This window comes from Bradyrhizobium sp. 142 (genome assembly GCF_023074015.1).
Taxonomy (GTDB): domain Bacteria; phylum Pseudomonadota; class Alphaproteobacteria; order Rhizobiales; family Xanthobacteraceae; genus Bradyrhizobium.
In genome coordinates this window covers 49,873-68,269 of record NZ_JADPKQ010000509.1, presented here as the reverse complement: position 1 = coordinate 68,269, position 18,397 = coordinate 49,873, and the positions used below count along the sequence as shown (strand labels likewise).

The following is an 18,397-nucleotide window of genomic DNA, read 5'->3' as shown; positions in this document are numbered from 1 at the left end:
TGAACACCGTCATGCCCGGGCTTGTCCCGGGCATTCACATTTTGGGCGGCAAAACCGTGGATGGCTGGGTCAAGCCCGGCCATGACGGCAAGAACATTGGGCATCATCCGATCGCTAATGATATGCTTGCCGCCATGCTGATCCTTGCCATCGATACTGCGCTCGAAGCATGCGCGGCCGCCGTGCTCGACACCGAGGCAGGCGAACTCCTTGCGCGGGAGCAGCTTCTGATGAAGCGCGGCCACGCCGAGGCGCTGATGCCGATGATCGCGCGCGTCATGCGATCAGCCAATCTCGCCTTCACCTCGCTCGACCGCATCGCCGTCACCGTCGGCCCTGGCAGTTTCACCGGCTTGCGCGTCGGCATTTCGGCGGCACGCGGCCTTGCGCTTGCGGCCAAGCGGCCGGCCGTCGGGCTGACGACACTGTCGGCCTATGCCGCCGCCATCATCGGCCAGAGCGGAACGGCGCCCGTGATCTCGGCGATCGATGCGCGGCACGATCACGTCTATTTCCAGATCGTCGCCGGCGACGGCAGCCAGCTGGTGCGGCCGAAAGTCGCCAGCGTCGACGAGGCGATTGCGGCCTCGCAATTCGGCGCGCCGCATCTGGTCGGCAATGCCGCAAAGATCCTCGCCGAGCGCTGGCCGAAGGACGCACCGCAACCGGTTGCGGTCGATGCGCAAGCCGCGCCCGACATCGGCTGGGTGGCCTGGCTCGGCGCGGCCGCCGATCCCGAAACAACGCCGGCGCGACCGTTCTATTTGCGCGCGCCCGATGCAAAGCCGGCAGTACAGCCGCTACTCGCAGCGCAAGCCGCGACCTCATGATGACATGGCTGTCGCAATGGTGGCGCGGCGGCACTGCCGCCGTCGAGCCAGCGGCTGCGGGCGACGCCGCGCGGCTGGCCCAGCTTCACGGTGAATCCTTTGCGCGGGGCTGGGGCGAGGGCGAGTTCGAGGCCATGCTCAGTGAGCGCAACACGCTCATCCATCGCCTGCGTCTGGGTCGCAAGACGGTCGGCTTTGCAGTGTCGCGAATCGGCGCGGATGAAGCGGAAATCCTCTCCATCGCCGTCGATCGGGCCCTTCGCGGTCGCGGCCTCTCCCGCACGCTGCTGATGACCCATCTCGGCCACCTTGCAGGGCGCGGCGTGCGCACGATATTTCTGGAAGTCGAGGAAAACAACCAGCCGGCGCGACGGCTTTATGACCGGGCCGGATTCATGGTGGTCGGGCGCCGCGAACGCTACTATAAGCAGCCGAACGGGGAACAATTGAACGCACTTCTGATGCGACGTGACTTGTCGTAACATTGTTGGCACAAAGCGCCCCCTCAGGCAGACAATTATGACCGCACTGAAACCTTCCTCCGCAGCACCCACATCGACCGCGGCCGGCATCGAGGCGCGCTGTGCCGCCACCGGCATGCGCATGACCGAGCAGCGGCGTGTCATCGCCCGCGTGCTAGCTGAGGCGGTCGATCATCCCGACGTCGAGGAATTGTACCGGCGCTGTGTCGCCGTCGACGACAAGATCTCGATCTCGACGGTCTATCGCACCGTAAAGCTGTTCGAGGATGCCGGCATCATCGAACGCCACGATTTCCGCGAAGGCCGCGCCCGCTACGAGCAGATGCGCGACAGCCATCACGATCACCTCATCAATCTGCGCGACGGCAAGGTGATCGAGTTCACCTCGGAAGAGATCGAGAAGCTGCAGTCGGAAATCGCACGCAGGCTCGGCTACAAGCTGGTCGACCATCGCCTCGAGCTCTATTGCGTGCCGCTCGACGACGACAAACCGACGCCTTGATCGCGTTTTTACGGATCATGCGCTAGTGCCCGTCGATCTCATCATCTTCGATTGCGACGGCGTGCTGGTCGACAGCGAGGTAATCTCCTGCCGCGCGCACGCGGATGTGCTGACCCGGCACGGCTATCCGATCACGTCGGAGCAGGTGTTCGAGCGCTTCCTCGGACGATCGATGCGCCAGGCGACCCGCGAAGTCGAAGCGGAATTGGGCCGCCGTCTGCCGGAGGATTTCCACGCGCAAGTCTACACGGAGATTTTCCAAGCATTCGCGACTTTGCTGGAAGCCACACCCCACATCAGCGACACGCTGGCCCAGATCGCTGTGCCGATCTGTGTCGCTTCGAGCGGTCCGCCGGAGAAGATAAGCGCCAGCCTCAATCGCGTTGGTTTGTACGACAGGTTCTCGCCGAACATTTTTTCCGCGGTGCAGGTGCCAAACGGCAAGCCGGCACCGGACCTGTTCCTGTTCGCGGCCTCTGAAATGGGCGTGCCGCCTGAGCGCTGTGTCGTGATCGAGGACAGCCTGGCGGGAAGTGCCGGCGCCCTGGCGGCCGGCATGACCGTGTTCGGCTTCCACGGCGGCAGCCATTGCGGCGACGGCTATGCCGAAACGCTGCGCCAAGCCGGGGCAGACCTGACCTTCGACGACATGCGGCAATTGCCGGAATTGGTCCGGCGCGTCGAGGCGGACGCTTTGGCGGAGTGATTCCGCCCGACCACCGTCGTTCCAGGGCACGCAGCACCCGCGAAGGCCGGAATCCAGGGCTTTTGGGTCGAGATTCCGGCTGAGCTCGCTGCGCGAGCGCCCGGAAAAGCCCCTTCGGGGTCCATTCGCTGGATTTTCGCCGCTCCAGCCTATATCTGAGGGCTGTTCTCCACCTCAATTTCGGGTTCCATGACCCCGCCGCGCAAGCTGCACATCAAATCATATGGCTGCCAGATGAACGTCTACGATGCCCAGCGCATGGTGGACACGCTGGCCCCGGAAGGATTCGTGGAGACGGCCAGCGCCGAGGACGCCGACCTCGTCATCCTCAACACCTGCCACATTCGCGAGAAGGCATCCGAAAAGGTCTATTCCGAGCTCGGCCGGCTGCGCGCCGCCAAGGACGAGGCCGCACGCGGGGGCCGCGCGATGCAGATCGCGGTCGCGGGCTGCGTGGCGCAGGCCGAGGGCGAAGAGATCGTGCGCCGCGCCCCCGTCGTCGACGTCGTGGTCGGCCCGCAGAGCTACCATCATCTGCCGGAGCTGCTGAAGCGCGCCGCCAATGAAGGCCGTGCGATCGAGACCGAGTTTCCGGCCGCCGACAAGTTCGGCTTCCTCGCCCAGCCAAGGCCCGAGGCGATCCGGGCACGCGGCATTTCCGCCTTCGTCACGGTGCAGGAAGGCTGCGACAAGTTCTGCACCTTCTGCGTCGTGCCGTACACGCGCGGCGCCGAAGTCTCGCGTCCCGTGACGAAGATCATCGACGACGCGACGCGGCTTGCCGACAACGGCGTGCGCGAGCTGACGCTGATCGGGCAGAACGTCAACGCCTATCACGGCAACGGACTCGACGGAAAAAGCTGGCCGCTTGGCAAATTGCTCGAGCGCCTGGCACGGATTCCCGGCATCGCGCGGCTGCGCTATTCGACCAGCCATCCTTGCGACGTCGACGACAGCTTGATTGCGGCCCACCGCGACCTCGAGGCGCTGATGCCGTTCGTGCACCTGCCGGTGCAGTCGGGCTCGGACCGGATTCTGGCGGCCATGAACCGGAAACATACCGCCGATAATTATCGGCGCGTCATCGACCGTTTCCGGGCCGCACGCCAAGACATTGCTTTTTCATCAGATTTTATCGTCGGCTTCCCCGGCGAGAGCGAGCAAGATTTTCTCGCGACCCTCGCACTTGTCACGCAAATCGGCTACGCTGCGGCTTATTCGTTCAAATACTCCGCCCGGCCGGGAACGCCGGCCGCGGACATGCAGGAGACGGTGTCCCCCGCCGAGATGGACCAGCGATTGGAGCGGCTCCAGGAACTGATCGACAGCCAGCAATCGGCCTTCAACAAGGCCGCGATTGGCACAACCGTCGACGTGCTGTTCGAGCGCCCGGCACGCAAGGACGGCCAGATCGTCGGCCGAACCGCCTTCCTGCAGCCTGCCCATGTGATGGCGCCGCCCGATATCATCGGAAAAATCCTGCCGGTCCGGATCGACAGCCTCGAACGCTACAGTTTCCTCGGTGAGCTCGTGACGCCACGCACTGCGCGTGAGCCCGCTTTATCACCCATCGCCACTGGAGCCTGAACCCTTGCCAAAAAGCGCATCGGATTCGCCTTCCTTCGCTCCCAACCGCAAATTTGACCGCGACATGCAGGTACCGCCGGAAACCCAGGTCGTCATCGATTTCGACGACAACCGCGCCGCGTCCGCACTCGTCGGCCCCTACGGCCAGAACCTCGCGCAAATCGAGCGGCGGCTCGGCGTCGTCGTGGATTCCAAGGGCAACCACATCACCATCGGCGGCACGCGCGACGGCTGCGATGCCGCCCGCCGCGTGCTGGAAATGCTCTACGCCCAGGCGGTGAAGGGACAGGATCTCGACCAGGGCGAAGTCGAAGGCGCGATTCGCTCCGTGATCGCGCAAGGCTCGCTGTTCGAGTTCGACGCCAAATCGGCCAAATCGACCTTCGAGAGCATCAATTTGCGCAAGCGCCCGGTGCGGGCGCGCACCGCCGCGCAGGATTCCTACATCCGCGCGCTGAAGCGCCACGAGCTGGTGTTCGGCGTCGGCCCCGCCGGCACCGGCAAGACCTGGCTCGCAGTTGCGCATGCCGCACAGCTGTTCGAGCGCAAGGAGGTCGACAAGATCATCCTGTCGCGCCCGGCGGTCGAGGCCGGCGAGCGGCTCGGCTTCCTGCCCGGCGACCTCCGCGAGAAGGTCGATCCCTATCTGCGCCCGATCTACGACGCGCTCTACGACCTTATGGACGCGCGCATCGTCGAGCGCGCGCTCCAGACCGGCGAGATCGAAATCGCACCGCTCGCCTTCATGCGTGGCCGCACGCTCACCAATGCCGCCATCATCCTGGACGAGGCGCAGAACACCACCTCGATGCAGATGAAGATGTTCCTGACCCGTCTCGGCGAGAACAGCCGCATGATCGTGACCGGCGACCCCTCGCAAATCGACCTGCCCAACGGGCAGACCTCGGGCCTCGCGGAAGCGACCCGGCTGCTGGGCGGCGTCGAGGGCATTTCGCAAGTTCATTTCACTGCCGAGGACGTGATTCGCCATGAGCTCGTGGCGCGGATCGTCTCGGCGTACGAAGGGCAGCCGCAGCGGCCGCCCATCGGCAACAGATCCTGACGGGACAACAGCCGGACCATGCGGGCGCGAACACAGCGCCCTTCGTTCCGAACAAAGCCATGTTACATCCCAACCTTCCCATGACCGAGGTCCTCGTCGTCGCCGATTGCTGGCAGAGCGAGCCTGACGCCGAGACCGTGATTCAGCGCGCGGTTGCGGCCGCCGCCGAATCGGTCGACGAAGACGTCGCCGAGGCCGAAGTGGCTGTCATGCTGACCGACGATGCCGGCATCCGCACGCTCAACAGCAACTGGCGCGGCCTCGACAAGCCGACCAACGTGCTGTCGTTTCCGGCGCTCCAGCCGGAGGGCGCGCGGAAGCAGGGCGATGCGCCGCGCATGCTCGGCGACATCGCCATCGCATACGAGACCATGCGGCGCGAGGCGGACGAGGAGCAGAAGCCGTTCGACCACCATTTGAGCCATCTGGCCGTGCATGGATTCCTGCATCTGGTCGGCTACGACCACGAGAATGACGACGACGCGGAGGAGATGGAAGCGCTCGAAACCCAGATCCTGGCTCATCTCGGCATCCCCGACCCCTATGCCGACCGCTGACGGATGGATTGAGATGCCGGATTCCGACCCGACCCACGACAACCCGCGCAACACGCGCAACCTGCCCGTCGTCGTGACGCCCGGCGAGGTGATGCGCCCGACCGCGGAAAGCTGGCTGCTGCGCGCCATCCGCGCGCTGTTCGGCTGGAAGGCGGGATCGGTGCGCGACGATCTCCAGGTCGTGCTCAACGCCACGACGCCCGACGACACCGGGTTCTCCACCGTCGAACGGACCATGCTGCGCAACATTCTCAGCCTGCATGAGCGCCGCATCGCCGACGTCATGGTGCATCGCGCCGACATCATCGCGGTGAAGCGCGACATCCCGCTCGGCGAATTGATGGATCGTTTCGAGAGCGCCGGCCATTCGCGCCTCGTGGTCTACAACGAGACGCTCGACGATCCCGTCGGCATCGTCCATATCCGCGACCTGCTCGCCTTCATGACGGCGCGCGCGCGCGTGCCGCCAGTCACCAAGGCCAAGCGCAAGAAGCCGCTGCCGGCCGGGCTCGACCTGCGCGCCGTCGATCTCGCGCTGCCTCTTGAGGATGCGCGGATCATCCGCAAGCTGCTTTATGTGCCGCCGTCGATGCGGGCGATCGACCTGCTCGCGCAAATGCAGGCCACGCGCATTCACCTGGCGCTGGTGGTCGATGAATATGGCGGCAGCGACGGTCTGGTTTCGCTCGAGGACATCGTCGAGCAGATCGTCGGCGAGATCGACGACGAGCATGACAGCGACGAGCCGCCCTCGATCGTGCGCCTGCCCGACAACGCCTTCATCGCAGACGCCCGCGCCAGCCTCGACGATGTCCGTTCGGTGATAGGCGAGGACTTCGTCACCGGCGAGGCCGGCGAGGAAGTGGAGACGCTGGGCGGCTATCTCGTCAGCTTCGTCGGCCGCCTGCCGGTGCGCGGCGAGGTGATCTCGGGTCCGGGCAATTACGAGGTCGAGGTCCTCGATGCCGATCCGCGCCGCGTCAAGCGGCTGCGCATCTCGACACGGAAGGAGCGTCCCGCGCCCCGCACTCAGCGCGAGAGCCGCCGCCGCGAGTCCGCGCCGGAGAGCGGACAAACGCCTTCCGGCGACACGCCCAATCCGCCGCCTGCCGACGGGTCCGGTTCCCGGTGAGCCCCTTCCAGCGGCTTCGTCAGATCGCCCTCGCCATCATCTTGACCTGGGGATGGAAGCGCGCCGTGGTTGCGATGTCAGCCGGCGCGCTATCCGTTCTCGCGCTGGCGCCATTCAACGCCTGGCCGGTGCTGTTCGTCACCACCCCGGTGCTGGTCTGGCTGATCGACGGCGCCGGCGCCGGCCGGCTCGGCGGCGTCCCCGCAGCGGCGCTGACCGGCTACTGGTTCGGGCTCGGCTATTTCGTGCCCGGCCTCTACTGGATCGGCTACGCCTTCTTCGTCGAGGCCGACGTCTTTGCCTGGCTGACACCGTTCGCCGTGCTCGGCCTGCCGGCCTATCTCGCCGTCTTCACGGGAATCGGGTTTGCCCTGGCCCGCCTACTCTGGAGCAAGGACGCCACGCGCGTGCTTGCGCTGGCAGCGAGCCTCACCATCAGCGAATGGCTGCGCGGCCACGCGCTGAGCGGCTTTCCCTGGAACGCTTTCGGTTATGCGCTGTCGGAGCCGCTGCCGCTGGCGCAGACGGCGTCGCTGATCGGCCTGTGGGGCATGACCTTCCTCACAGTCGCGATCTTCGCAAGCCCCGCGGTGCTGATCGACCGCGCGTGGGATCGCCGCCTGTCGTGGAGCGCGCCGGCCGCTGCGGTCGCGCTGCTGATCGTCATGGGGATCTTCGGCGCGATCCGCCTGTCGCTGCATCCGACCACGATGGTCGCGGGCGCCAAGCTGCGTCTGATGCAGCCGAACCTCCAGCAGAACGCAAAATTCAACTACGCCGCAAAGGCGGAGGTGATGAAGAAATACCTCGCGCTGTCGGACCGCGCTTCCGGACCGCAATCGACCGGCGTGCGCGACGCCACCATCCTGATCTGGCCGGAATCCGCGTTTCCGTTCTTTCTGACCCGCGAGGCCGACGCGATGGCGCAAATCACCGAGCTGGTGCCGAAAGGCACTGTGTTGATCACCGGATCCGTCCGTGCCCCTGACCTGCCGCCGGGCAAGCCGATCACGCGTGCCTATAATTCAATCTACGTGATCGACCACGATGGCAGCGTGCTCGCCATCTACGACAAGCTGCATTTGGTGCCGTTCGGAGAATATCTTCCTTTCCAGGATCTGATGGAGAAGTTCGGCTTCGAGCAACTCACGCGGGTGCGCGGCGGCTTCATTCCGGGCACCGTGCGGCATGCGTTGCCGGTGCCGGGTGCGCCGCCGGCGCTGCCACTGATCTGCTACGAGGCGATTTTTCCCGGCGAAGTCGCGGCGCCCAACGAGCGCCCGGGCTGGATCGTGAACCTCACCAATGACGGCTGGTTCGGCATTTCGACCGGTCCTTACCAGCATCTGGAGCAATCGCGCATGCGCGCGATCGAGCTTGGCTTGCCGCTGGTCCGCTCCGCCAATACCGGCGTATCGGCAGTGATCGATCCGGTGGGGCGAACGATCGCAAGCCTCGGCCTCGGAATCGAAGGCATTTTGGATGCAAACCTGCCCGCCGCAATCCCGCCGACGATCTATGCAAAGGTTGGTGACGCACCCGCGGCCGTGCTCGTCGCATTGGCTGTGATTCTGGCGGTACGGCGACGTGTTGCCAAACGGTACCCCTGATCACGCCGTCACTGCCGAAGCGCCCGGAAACCTTTGACAACCGTAGTCTCACGGTTGACAGACTGCAGCCGGGCTCCCCATTCTGGATCGGCCGCGCAAGACAGCGGTGCATTGCTAAATTTCTCCGCAATGTTTCCCCAATCAGGGTGAAGTTTTGACGTCGCTGTCACCTGAGGCAATACTTCCTATTGCGCCGACGGTGGTCTTTGGAGGGCTGAGGAAATGTCGAAAGCGCCCAACCCTGTTGACAAATATGTCGGCAGTCGCGTGCGCATGCGCCGCATCATGTTGGGCATGAGCCAGGAAAAGCTCGGTGAAGCTTTGGGCCTGACTTTCCAGCAGGTCCAGAAGTACGAGAAAGGCACCAACCGCGTCGGTGCGAGCCGCATCCAGCAGATCGCCGAGATTCTCCAGGTGCCGGTGTCGTTCCTGTTCGAGGGCGGCCCGAGCGGCATAGCCGGGCCGGACGGCTTTGCAGAAGGCGCCTCGCCCTCCTACGTCTCCGACTTTCTCGCGACTTCCGAAGGGCTCGCTCTGACCAAGGCGTTCACCCGAATCACCGATTCGAAGCTGCGCCGCTCCATCGTCGATCTCGTCGAACAGATCGCCGCCCGCGAAGGCCCCGACAAGCGCTGACACGTCACCTCGATCCGGTTTGAGGCGGCGTCAAATCTGGCCTATGTCGTCTGCAGGCGTGCCGTGGTGTGCGTCCTCTCCGATGATCCGATTCAAAGGCCTAGATGCTTCCATGGCGAGCTCCAATTTGTTCGATTCCCAAACTATTCTCGATGGCATCCGCCGCTGGGTGGAGATCGAGACGCCGACGGAAGTGCCTGAACAAGTCAACAAGCTGGTCTCAATAGTCGCAGAGCAATATCGCGATCTGCCCGTCACGCTCGAACGCGTCGCCGGCGTCGATGGCTGCGGCGATCATCTCGTGGCACGCTCGACCTGGGGCCAGGACCGGCCAGGTGTCCTGGTGCTGAGCCACCTCGATACCGTCCATCCCATGGGATTCATCGAACGCCTTCCTTTCAAGGTCGAAGGCAACAGCGCGTTCGGTCCCGGCATCTACGACATGAAGGGCGGCGCCTACATCGCCTATCACGCCTTTCGCGCGCTTTGCGCCACGGCCGACGATTCGCCGCTCGGCATCACGCATGTGTTCACGTCCGACGAAGAGATCGGCAGCCGCACCTCGCGTGCGCTGATCGAGACGGAAGGACGCAAGGCCAAATACGTGCTGGTCACGGAGCCGGCGCGCGACGGCGGCAAGATCGTCACCGGACGCAAGGGCGTCGGACGATTCCAGGCGTTCATCAAAGGCGTGCCCGCCCATGCCGGGACGCGGCCCGAGGACGGCCGCAGCGCCGTCCGCGAGCTCGCCAACGTCATCCAGGCGCTGGAGGGCATGAACGATCTGAAACGCGGCGTCACCGTCAATGTCGGCGTGGTGCGCGGCGGCACGCGGCCCAACGTCACGCCGGAAGAGGCCTATGCCGAGATCGATCTGCGCGTGCCGAGCCTCAAGGACGCGGAAGAGCTCGTCGGTAGGATTCTTGGATTGAAATCGAAAACCGAAGGCGTCACCGTCAAGGTCACGGGCGAGCTCAATCGTCCGCCCTATGAGAAGAGCAATTCCGGCGCAGCGCTGTACGAGCATGCAAGGACGCTGGCCGCGGAGATCGGCTTCGACCTGGTCGATACCCACACCGGCGGCGGATCGGACGGCAATTTCACGGCGGCCAACACCGGCACGCTCGACGGGCTCGGCGTCGACGGCAAGGGCGCGCACACTCATTATGAGCAGCTTTATGTTTCCTCGCTCGAACCGCGCGCGCGGCTGCTCTATCGCCTGTATCAGACGCTGCAATGACCGAGCGCAAATCAGATCCCGAGCGCGACGACAGCGAGCGCGCCTTCTTCGGACGCCGCAAGGGCCACAAGCTCAGGCAGCACCAGGCCGAGCTGGTCGATCATCTGCTGCCGCGTCTCGCGCTCGACATCGCAAGTGAAGCGCCGGCGAATGCCGGCGAGATCTTCGTCCCCACGACGGATGACGTGCGACTCGAGATCGGCTTCGGCGGCGGCGAGCACCTTGCGGCGGAGGCGCAGAGCTATCCTGCAACCGGCTTCATCGGCTGCGAGCCCTATGTCAACGGCATGGCGAAGATCCTAGCGCAGATCGAGGCCGGCAACATCGGCAATATCCGCCTGTTCGCAGGCGATGCTGCCGAGCTGCTGGCGTGGCTGCCGCAAGCCTCGCTGTCGCGGATCGACCTGATCCATCCCGATCCCTGGCCGAAGCGGCGGCACTGGAAGCGGCGCTTCGTTCAGGACAGGACGATCGCAGCGATGGCCCGCGTGCTGAAGGCGGGCGGCGAATTCCGCTTCGTCTGCGACATCGACGACTACTGCGCCTGGACGCTGTCGCATCTTTCACGCTCGCCGGATTTCCAATGGCTCGCGGAGCGCGCCGACGATTTCCGGCAGCCCTGGGCCGGCTACACCATGACGCGTTACGGCCGCAAAGCCGCGCGCGAGGGACGCAAGGCTGCGTATCTGCGGTTTCGCAGGGTCTAGATCGTCTGCCGGTTGCGCCAGAAAGTCACGACGCGCTCGGCGGTCGCCGGCATCAGGCGCGTGAAATTCATGCGCGCCGCCTCGATGTCGGCATCGGCCGGGGTGCGATGCGGCCCGTACCACAGCAGGATGAGCGCGCGCACCGTGGGCCAGCCCAGGTTCAACATCCGCCCCACGATCAGAATCGGATCGTAGCGGTCGCCCGCGATCAGACGGTCGAGGATCGAGATCCTGACGCCCGACATCGCCGAGAGCGAGGCGATCGCCTCCTCGTATTTGTGCGCTTTGGCGAATCCAAATAGCGCGCTTTCGCCGAGATGACCGCCGCGATGCAGGCCGAGCACCGTGCGCTGCGCCGCCGAATAATCGCGCCGCGGCCCGGGCGGCTGCGTGGCTTCCTCGATTGAAGCCATCGCGCGCTTGATCTCGACCTGGCGCGCCGGTTTGACCACGATGGAGAGGCGGCGGCGGATTACGTCGAGCGTGCCGTTCAGCAGCTCCTTCAGATGCGCGCCGGATAGATCCTCGCGCTGGCCGATCTTGAGCGTCAGCACGCCGTCCTGCGCCGCGCGCTTGATCAATTCCGAATAGCCGCCGGACGAGAACGCCGCGCCGGCATTGCCGGCGGCACGGCGCACCACGTCGCGATCGCCGCGCTCGACCAGCACGTCGGTGATGTCGGCCGACAATGTCGGCCGCTCGGTCATGGCGAGCAGATGGCCCTGTCCCTTCAGCCGCGCGATCTCGACCAGCGCGGCGTCATCGAGCACGGGCGAGCGGCGCAGCACGGGCCCGGCCACCATGATCTCGTTTTCGCGCGCGAGCTGGCGCACGAGGTGGGGTGGCGCGTTGTTCAGGTGCGAGAAGCGCTCGGCGAGATCGACGCGCGAGGCAAGCTCGGCGTGCGGGACGAGATCGATGAGGAGATTGTCGAAGAGGTCGACGAGGTCGGGACGGAGGTTTGCTGCGTCGTGAAAGAACAATTCGGAGATGGCACGCGCCACCTCGCCACGGCGTCTCGGATCGCCGCGTTTGACGATATCGTCCAGTCCTGGAATGAGCGACGTGGCAACGGTCATGGAACGCTACTCGAATCTGGCACGCCGTGGGCGCGCCATAGGCTCAAGCCGCCCCACAATCAGGGAATTTAGGCCCCCTTGATGAAGGAAGCGTTGCGCGAGCGGCCGCAGACCCGGGCGCAAAAAGCCCGTTCGCAGCTGCAATGGGCCTTGTCCGTGTGGGTGGAAAGCGCTATATCCAGCCCAACTTCATCTTCTCATACGATCCGCGTAGTGAGAGTGGGCCCGAAAGGACCCGCTCTTTTTTATTACCTGAAGGTTTATTACCTGAAGGCGGCTTGGCAGAAGATGCACGGCCGACCACCTGTCGGGACAGAGAGTTCCGAAGCAGGCTCTGAAATCGTAACCAAGCCTTAACCATCGAGCGCCTTGACCCTGGATATGACCGAGCCGAACCCTGGTTCCACGGATGCCGAATTGCTGGCCGAGCCGCGGCTCGTGGTCGAGCCGGGCGTGGCGGCGCGGGTGTCTGCGGTCGCGGGTCCCGTGCTCGAGGGCATGGGCTACCGGCTGGTGCGGATTCGCATTTCAGGTGAGGCCGGCTGCACCGTGCAGATCATGGCCGAGCGGCCGGACGGCACCATGCAGATCGAGGATTGCGAGGCGATCTCGCGGGCGCTGTCGCCGGCGCTCGACGTCGCCGATCCCATCGAGCGCGCCTACCGCCTGGAGATTTCCTCGCCGGGAATCGACCGGCCGCTGGTGCGTCGCTCCGATTTCGAGCGGTATACGGGTCACCTGGTCAAGGTCGAGATGGCGACCGCCCATGAGGGGCGGAAGCGGTTCCGCGGCACGCTCGCAGGCGTCGAGGGCGACCGCGTGCGGCTCAAGCGCGACGACGTTAAGGGTAACGACGAGGCCGAGGTTCTCCTGGTGATGGAGGATATCGGCGAGGCGCGGCTGGTGCTGACCGATGCGCTGATCGCGGAATCCATGCGCCGCGGCAAGGCCGCAGTTCGCGAAATGCGACGCAATCTCGGCCTGGAGCCGCCGGCTGCCCCGCACGCCAGCATCAGCGAGAAGACCACCAAGAACACCAGGCCGGAGAAGAAGAAGCCGGCCCCGACCAATACGAAGAAACATCGCCTTGCTGCCGAACGTGCGCGGCGCGGCGAGATCGAGCCTGACGAAGGAGACTAGCCATGGCAGTCAGTGCCAATCGACTTGAACTGCTCCAGATCGCCGACGCCGTTGCGCGCGAGAAATCGATCGACCGCGGCATCGTCATCGCGGCGATGGAAGATGCCATCGCCAAGGCGGCGCGGGCACGCTATGGCAGCGAAACTGACGTTCATGCCGAGATCGACCCGAAGAAGGGCGAGCTACGGCTGTCGCGCCATATGCTGGTGGTCGACAAGGTCGAAAACCATTCCAACCAGATCTCGCTGGCGGACGCGCAGCGCGCCAATCCCGGCGCCCAGGTCGGCGACACCATCGCCGACACCCTGCCGCCGCTGGAATATGGCCGTATCGCCGCGCAATCGGCCAAGCAGGTCATCGTGCAGAAGGTGCGCGAGGCCGAGCGTGACCGGCAATATCAGGAGTTCAAGGACCGCATCGGCGACATCGTCAACGGTGTCGTCAAGCGCGTCGAATATGGCAGCGTGATCGTCGATCTCGGCCGCGGCGAAGCCATCATCCGCCGCGACGAGATGCTGCCGCGCGAGGTGTTCCGCAACGGCGACCGCGTCCGCGCCTATATCTTCGACGTCCGCCGCGAGACCCGCGGCCCGCAGATCTTCCTCTCCCGCACGCATCCGCAGTTCATGGCCAAGCTGTTCGCGCAGGAGGTGCCGGAAATCTACGACGGCATCGTCGAGATCAAGGCGGTCGCTCGCGATCCCGGCTCGCGCGCGAAAATTGGCGTGATTTCCCGCGATTCCTCGGTCGATCCGGTCGGCGCCTGCGTCGGCATGCGCGGCTCGCGCGTGCAGGCGGTGGTGAATGAATTGCAGGGCGAGAAGATCGACATCATTCCCTGGTCGCCCGACATTGCGACCTTCGTGGTCAACGCGCTGGCGCCGGCCGAAGTCTCCAAGGTCGTCATCGATGAGGACCGCGAGCGCATCGAGGTCGTGGTGCCCGACACCAACAACCAGCTTTCGCTGGCGATCGGCCGCCGCGGCCAGAACGTCCGTCTCGCCTCGCAGCTGACCGGCTGGGACATCGACATCCTGACCGAGCAGGAGGAATCGGAGCGCCGTCAGGCCGACTTCGAAAATTCCACCCGCGTCTTCATGGAATCGCTCAACGTCGACGAGGTTGTCGGCCAGCTGCTGGCGTCCGAAGGCTTCACCTCGGTCGAGGAACTCGCCATGGTGGACATCAAGGAGCTCGCCGGCATCGAGGGCTTCGACGAGGAGACCGCACAGGAGCTCCAGAACCGTGCTCGCGAATATCTCGATCAGCAAGAAGCCGAGCTCGAGGCCCGGCGCAAGGAACTCGGCGTCGAGGACGCCGTCAAGGACGTGCCCGGCGTGACCTCGAAGATGCTGGTGAAGTTCGGCGAGAACGACATCAAGACCGTCGACGACCTCGCCGGCTGCGCCACCGACGACCTGGTCGGCTGGACCGAGCGCAAGGAAGGCGGCGAGCAGACCAAATTCGCCGGCGCGCTCGAAGGCCTCGACGTCTCCCGCGACGATGCGGAAGCCATGATCATGCAGGCCCGCGTCAAGGCCGGCTGGATCACCGAAGCCGACCTCGCCAAGCCGGCCGAAGAGGCTGAGGCGACCGAAGATCAGCCGGCTTAAGGGCGGCAGGAGATGTCGACCGGATGCTCGCGGACAATGACCACGATCTCGACAATGGCCCGCGGACCGAAAGGTCCGCGACCATGCGGATGTGCGCGGTCAGCCGCGAGGTCAAGCCGATCGACGAGCTGATCCGCTTCGTCGTCTCGCCGGAAGGGCAGATAGTTCCCGATCTCAAGCGCAAGCTGCCCGGGCGCGGCATGTGGCTATCGGCCTCGCGGCAGACGGTTGCGGAAGCCGTCCGTCGTCACCAATTTAGCAAGGCCTTCAAGCGCGAGCTTCGAACGCCTCAGACGCTTCCCGCCGACATCGAGGCGCTCCTGGTTCGGAGCGTGATGGAAGCCCTTGGGATCGCCGCCAAGGCGGGCCAGATCGTAGCCGGTTTCGGCAAGGTCGAGAGCGCCCTGCGGGAAGGCACGGTCGAGGTCCTGATCCACGCCAGCGACGGGGCCGCGGACGGAATCCGCAAATTGGACACGCTGGCGCGTCAAAATGCCGGAAATCGCGGTACCAAGCCGCAGATTCCCGTCATCACCGCGCTGAAATCGATAGAATTGGATTTGGCACTTACCCGGTCAAATGTGATACATGCTGCGCTGCTCGCGGGCCCGGCGAGCCGGTCATTCCTGTCACGTAGCCAGATGCTGGTCCGATACCGGATGGCGGACGATGACAAGACGGCCGAAAAGCGCGGCCAGGATTTCTGAGAGACAACGACCACCCGATAGGACGGTGCGGCAACGCACAACGTTAACAAAGATCAGGATTAGGACTGCTGAATGGTTGATACCAAGACCCCTGGCGACAAGAAGCTGAGCGTTCCGAGCAAGACGCTATCGCTCAAGCCGCGCGTCGAAACGGGCACCGTGCGCCAGAGCTTCAGCCACGGCCGCAGCAAGCAGGTCGTGGTCGAAAAGCGCGGCAAGCGCCGGATCGGCGACGGCCCAGAGCCGCAGGCAGCCGAGGTTGCGAAGCCGGCACCGGCCGCGCCCGCTGCAGCGCCGCGTCCCGTGCCGAAAGCTGCTCCGCCGCGCAACGCCGGTTCCGGCGTGGTGTTGCGGACCCTGACCGAGGACGAGCGTTCGGCGCGTGCCAGCGCGCTCGCCGATGCCAAGGTGCGTGAGGTCGAGGAGCGTCGCCAGGCCGAAGAGGAAGCCCAGCGCCGCGCCATCCGCGAAAGCGCCGAGCGCGTCGAGCGCGACGCCGCCGAAGCCCGCCGCAAGGCCGAGGAAGAACGTCACCGCCACGAAGAAGAGGCCAAGCGCAAGGCCGAGACCGAGGCCAAGAAGCGTTTTGGCGAGGGCGAGCAGTCTCCGTCTGCCGCGCGCGCTGCGACAGCCGCGCCGGCCACCAGCGCACCGCGCTCCGCACCGACCACGTCGCGACCTGCGACGACCACAGCCCGACCGGCCACGACGACCGCTCAGCGGCCGGCCGGTGCGCCGGGTCGCGCCCCCGGCGTTGCAGCCGGGCCGGACGAGGATGATGGTCCGCGCCAGATCCGTCGCGGTCCCGGCGGCGCCATGCGTCCCGTGGCAGCCCCCAAGACCACCCACAAGCCGGGTCCGCAGAAGGAGCGCGGCCGCCTGACGCTCGTCACCGCGCTCAGCGCCGGCGACGTGCGCGAGCGCTCGATCGCGTCGTTCCGCCGCCGCACCCAGCGCCTGAAAGGTCACGTCTCGAACGAGCCGAAGGAAAAGCTGGTCCGCGAGGTGGTGATTCCGGAAGCGATCGCCATCCAGGAACTCGCCAACCGCATGTCCGAGCGCGCGGTCGATGTCATCCGCATGCTGATGAAGCAGGGCGCGATGCACAAGATCACCGACGTGATCGATGCCGACACAGCGCAGCTCATCGCCGAGGAACTCGGCCATACGGTCAAGCGCGTGGCGGCATCCGACGTCGAAGAAGGCCTGTTCGATGCCATCGACGATTCCAACGACACCGAGCCGCGCTCGCCGGTGGTGACCGTGATGGGCCACGTCGACCACGGCAAGACCTCGCTGCTCGACGCGCTCCGTCACGCCAATGTGGTCTCCGGCGAGGCCGGCGGCATCACCCAGCATATCGGCGCCTATCAGGTGCTGTCGCCGGAAAGCGGCAAGAAGATCACCTTCATCGACACGCCCGGCCACGCCGCGTTCACAGCGATGCGCGCACGCGGCGCCAAGGTCACCGACATCGTCGTGCTGGTGGTTGCGGCCGATGACGGCGTGATGCCGCAGACGGTCGAAGCCATCAACCACGCCAAGGCGGCGCGGGTGCCGATCATCGTTGCCATCAACAAGATCGACAAGCCCGATGCGAAGGCCGAGCGCGTGCGCACCGAGCTGCTCCAGCACGAGGTTCAGGTCGAATCCTTCGGCGGCGATGTCGTCGACGTCGAGGTGTCGGCCAAGAACAAGACCAATCTCGACAAGCTGCTCGAAATGATCGCGCTGCAGGCCGACATCCTCGACCTGAAGACCAATTCGGAGCGCCCGGCCGAAGGCACCGTGATCGAGGCCAAGCTCGATCGCGGCCGCGGCCCGGTCGCGACCGTGCTGGTCCAGCGCGGCACGCTTCGCGTCGGCGACATCATCGTCGCCGGCGCCGAGATGGGCCGCGTCCGCGCGCTGATCTCGGATCAGGGCGAGACGGTGCACGAAGCAGGTCCGTCGGTGCCGGTCGAGGTGCTCGGCTTCAACGGTCCGCCGGAAGCCGGCGATCGTCTCGCGGTGGTCGAGAACGAAGCCCGCGCCCGCCAGGTCACCAGCTATCGCGCGCACCAAAAGCGCGAGAATGCGGCTGCCTCGATCTCCGGCATGCGCGGCTCGCTCGAGCAGATGATGTCGCAGCTGAAGACCGCGGGCCGCAAGGAATTCCCGCTGATCATCAAGGCCGACGTGCAGGGCTCGCTGGAAGCGATCCTCGGCTCGCTGGAGAAGCTTGGCACCGACGAAGTCGCCGCCCGCATCCTGCATGCCGGCGTCGGCGGCATCTCGGAATCCGACGTGACGCTCGCGGAAGGCTTCAACGCCGCGATCATCGGCTTCTCGGTCCGTGCCAACAAGGAGGCCGCCGCGGCCGCCAAGCGCAACGGCATCGAGATCCGCTACTACAACATCATCTACGACCTCGTGGACGACGTGAAGAAGGCGATGAGCGGCCTGCTCGCGCCGACATTGCGCGAAACCATGCTCGGCAATGCCTCCATCCTGGAGATCTTCAACATCTCCAAGGTCGGCAAGGTCGCCGGCTGCCGCGTCACCGACGGCACCGTGGAACGCGGCGCCAATGTGCGCCTGATCCGCGACAACGTCGTCGTGCACGAGGGCAAGCTGTCGACGCTGAAGCGCTTCAAGGACGAAGTGAAGGAAGTCCAGTCCGGCCAGGAATGCGGCATGGCCTTCGAGAACTACCACGATATGCGCGCCGGTGACGTGATCGAGTGTTACCGCGTGGAGACGATCCAGCGCTCCCTGTAAGTCCAAATCTTACCGAAGCGCCCGGATCTTTTTGAGCTGAAATTGC

17 protein-coding genes are annotated in these 18,397 nt (G+C 65.3%); 16 read left to right on the top strand and 1 reads right to left on the bottom strand.

What is annotated here, in order from left to right:
- Nucleotides 1-134: 134 nt before the first annotated feature.
- The 12 genes from tsaB to trmB all read left to right on the top strand — a co-directional run bounded on the left by tsaB (nucleotide 135) and on the right by trmB (nucleotide 11,052).
- A complete protein-coding gene (tsaB, locus tag IVA82_RS45740; protein ID WP_247384172.1) occupies nucleotides 135-830 on the top strand; it encodes a tRNA (adenosine(37)-N6)-threonylcarbamoyltransferase complex dimerization subunit type 1 TsaB in 696 nt (231 codons plus the stop codon).
- A complete protein-coding gene (rimI, locus tag IVA82_RS45735) occupies nucleotides 827-1,312 on the top strand; it encodes a ribosomal protein S18-alanine N-acetyltransferase (RefSeq protein WP_247384145.1) in 486 nt (161 codons plus the stop codon). Before tsaB ends, rimI begins: the two co-directional genes overlap by 4 nt.
- A 37-nt stretch (nucleotides 1,313-1,349) precedes the next feature.
- Entirely contained in the window at nucleotides 1,350-1,814 is a 465-nt protein-coding gene (locus IVA82_RS45730; protein WP_247384143.1) for a Fur family transcriptional regulator, read from the top strand.
- Between the two features lie 25 nt (nucleotides 1,815-1,839).
- On the top strand, nucleotides 1,840-2,520 hold the full coding sequence (locus IVA82_RS45725) for an HAD family hydrolase (RefSeq protein ID WP_247384142.1): 681 nt from the start codon (nucleotides 1,840-1,842) through the stop codon (nucleotides 2,518-2,520).
- 189 nt (nucleotides 2,521-2,709) lie between these two features.
- Nucleotides 2,710-4,107, top strand: coding sequence for a tRNA (N6-isopentenyl adenosine(37)-C2)-methylthiotransferase MiaB (miaB, locus tag IVA82_RS45720; RefSeq protein WP_247384141.1), 1,398 nt, complete (start codon nucleotides 2,710-2,712; stop codon nucleotides 4,105-4,107).
- A gap of 64 nt (nucleotides 4,108-4,171) precedes the next feature.
- Nucleotides 4,172-5,170, top strand: coding sequence for a PhoH family protein (locus IVA82_RS45715; protein ID WP_148741041.1), 999 nt, complete (start codon nucleotides 4,172-4,174; stop codon nucleotides 5,168-5,170).
- Between the two features lie 59 nt (nucleotides 5,171-5,229).
- Nucleotides 5,230-5,727, top strand: coding sequence for an rRNA maturation RNase YbeY (gene ybeY, locus IVA82_RS45710; protein ID WP_247384139.1), 498 nt, complete (start codon nucleotides 5,230-5,232; stop codon nucleotides 5,725-5,727).
- A 13-nt stretch (nucleotides 5,728-5,740) separates the two neighbouring features.
- Nucleotides 5,741-6,859: a hemolysin family protein gene (locus IVA82_RS45705; protein ID WP_247384137.1), complete on the top strand. Its 1,119-nt coding sequence runs from the start codon at nucleotides 5,741-5,743 to the stop codon at nucleotides 6,857-6,859.
- Nucleotides 6,856-8,469, top strand: coding sequence for an apolipoprotein N-acyltransferase (gene lnt / locus IVA82_RS45700; protein WP_247384134.1), 1,614 nt, complete (start codon nucleotides 6,856-6,858; stop codon nucleotides 8,467-8,469). Before IVA82_RS45705 ends, lnt begins: the two co-directional genes overlap by 4 nt.
- A gap of 222 nt (nucleotides 8,470-8,691) precedes the next feature.
- The gene (locus tag IVA82_RS45695) at nucleotides 8,692-9,105 is read left to right on the top strand and encodes a helix-turn-helix transcriptional regulator (RefSeq protein ID WP_247384133.1); all 414 of its coding nucleotides are present in this window, start codon (nucleotides 8,692-8,694) and stop codon (nucleotides 9,103-9,105) included.
- Nucleotides 9,106-9,187: 82 nt separating this feature from the next.
- Nucleotides 9,188-10,345, top strand: coding sequence for a M20 family metallopeptidase (locus tag IVA82_RS45690; RefSeq protein ID WP_247384131.1), 1,158 nt, complete (start codon nucleotides 9,188-9,190; stop codon nucleotides 10,343-10,345).
- On the top strand, nucleotides 10,342-11,052 hold the full coding sequence (trmB, locus tag IVA82_RS45685) for a tRNA (guanosine(46)-N7)-methyltransferase TrmB (protein ID WP_247384130.1): 711 nt from the start codon (nucleotides 10,342-10,344) through the stop codon (nucleotides 11,050-11,052). The genes IVA82_RS45690 and trmB overlap by 4 nt, the downstream gene beginning before the upstream one ends.
- Here the strand turns inward: trmB and IVA82_RS45680 are convergent.
- Nucleotides 11,049-12,131 carry a DUF2336 domain-containing protein gene (locus tag IVA82_RS45680; RefSeq protein WP_247384129.1) on the bottom strand — a complete coding sequence of 361 codons (1,083 nt, stop codon included), beginning with the start codon at nucleotides 12,129-12,131 and terminating at the stop codon, nucleotides 11,049-11,051. The two genes, trmB and IVA82_RS45680, sit on opposite strands and share 4 nt — an antisense overlap.
- A gap of 381 nt (nucleotides 12,132-12,512) precedes the next feature.
- Here IVA82_RS45680 and rimP point away from each other — a divergent pair, with 381 nt between their 5' ends.
- The 4 genes from rimP (at nucleotide 12,513) to infB (ending at nucleotide 18,351) form a co-directional block, all read left to right on the top strand.
- Nucleotides 12,513-13,271 (top strand): ribosome maturation factor RimP, encoded by a 759-nt coding sequence (gene rimP, locus IVA82_RS45675; RefSeq protein ID WP_247384128.1) that lies wholly within the window; start codon nucleotides 12,513-12,515, stop codon nucleotides 13,269-13,271.
- Between the two features lie 2 nt (nucleotides 13,272-13,273).
- Nucleotides 13,274-14,884 carry a transcription termination factor NusA gene (nusA, locus tag IVA82_RS45670; protein WP_247384127.1) on the top strand — a complete coding sequence of 537 codons (1,611 nt, stop codon included), beginning with the start codon at nucleotides 13,274-13,276 and terminating at the stop codon, nucleotides 14,882-14,884.
- A gap of 23 nt (nucleotides 14,885-14,907) precedes the next feature.
- Entirely contained in the window at nucleotides 14,908-15,591 is a 684-nt protein-coding gene (locus IVA82_RS45665) for an RNA-binding protein (protein ID WP_247384126.1), read from the top strand.
- Between the two features lie 72 nt (nucleotides 15,592-15,663).
- On the top strand, nucleotides 15,664-18,351 hold the full coding sequence (gene infB, locus IVA82_RS45660; RefSeq protein ID WP_247384125.1) for a translation initiation factor IF-2: 2,688 nt from the start codon (nucleotides 15,664-15,666) through the stop codon (nucleotides 18,349-18,351).
- Nucleotides 18,352-18,397: the final 46 nt, after the last annotated feature.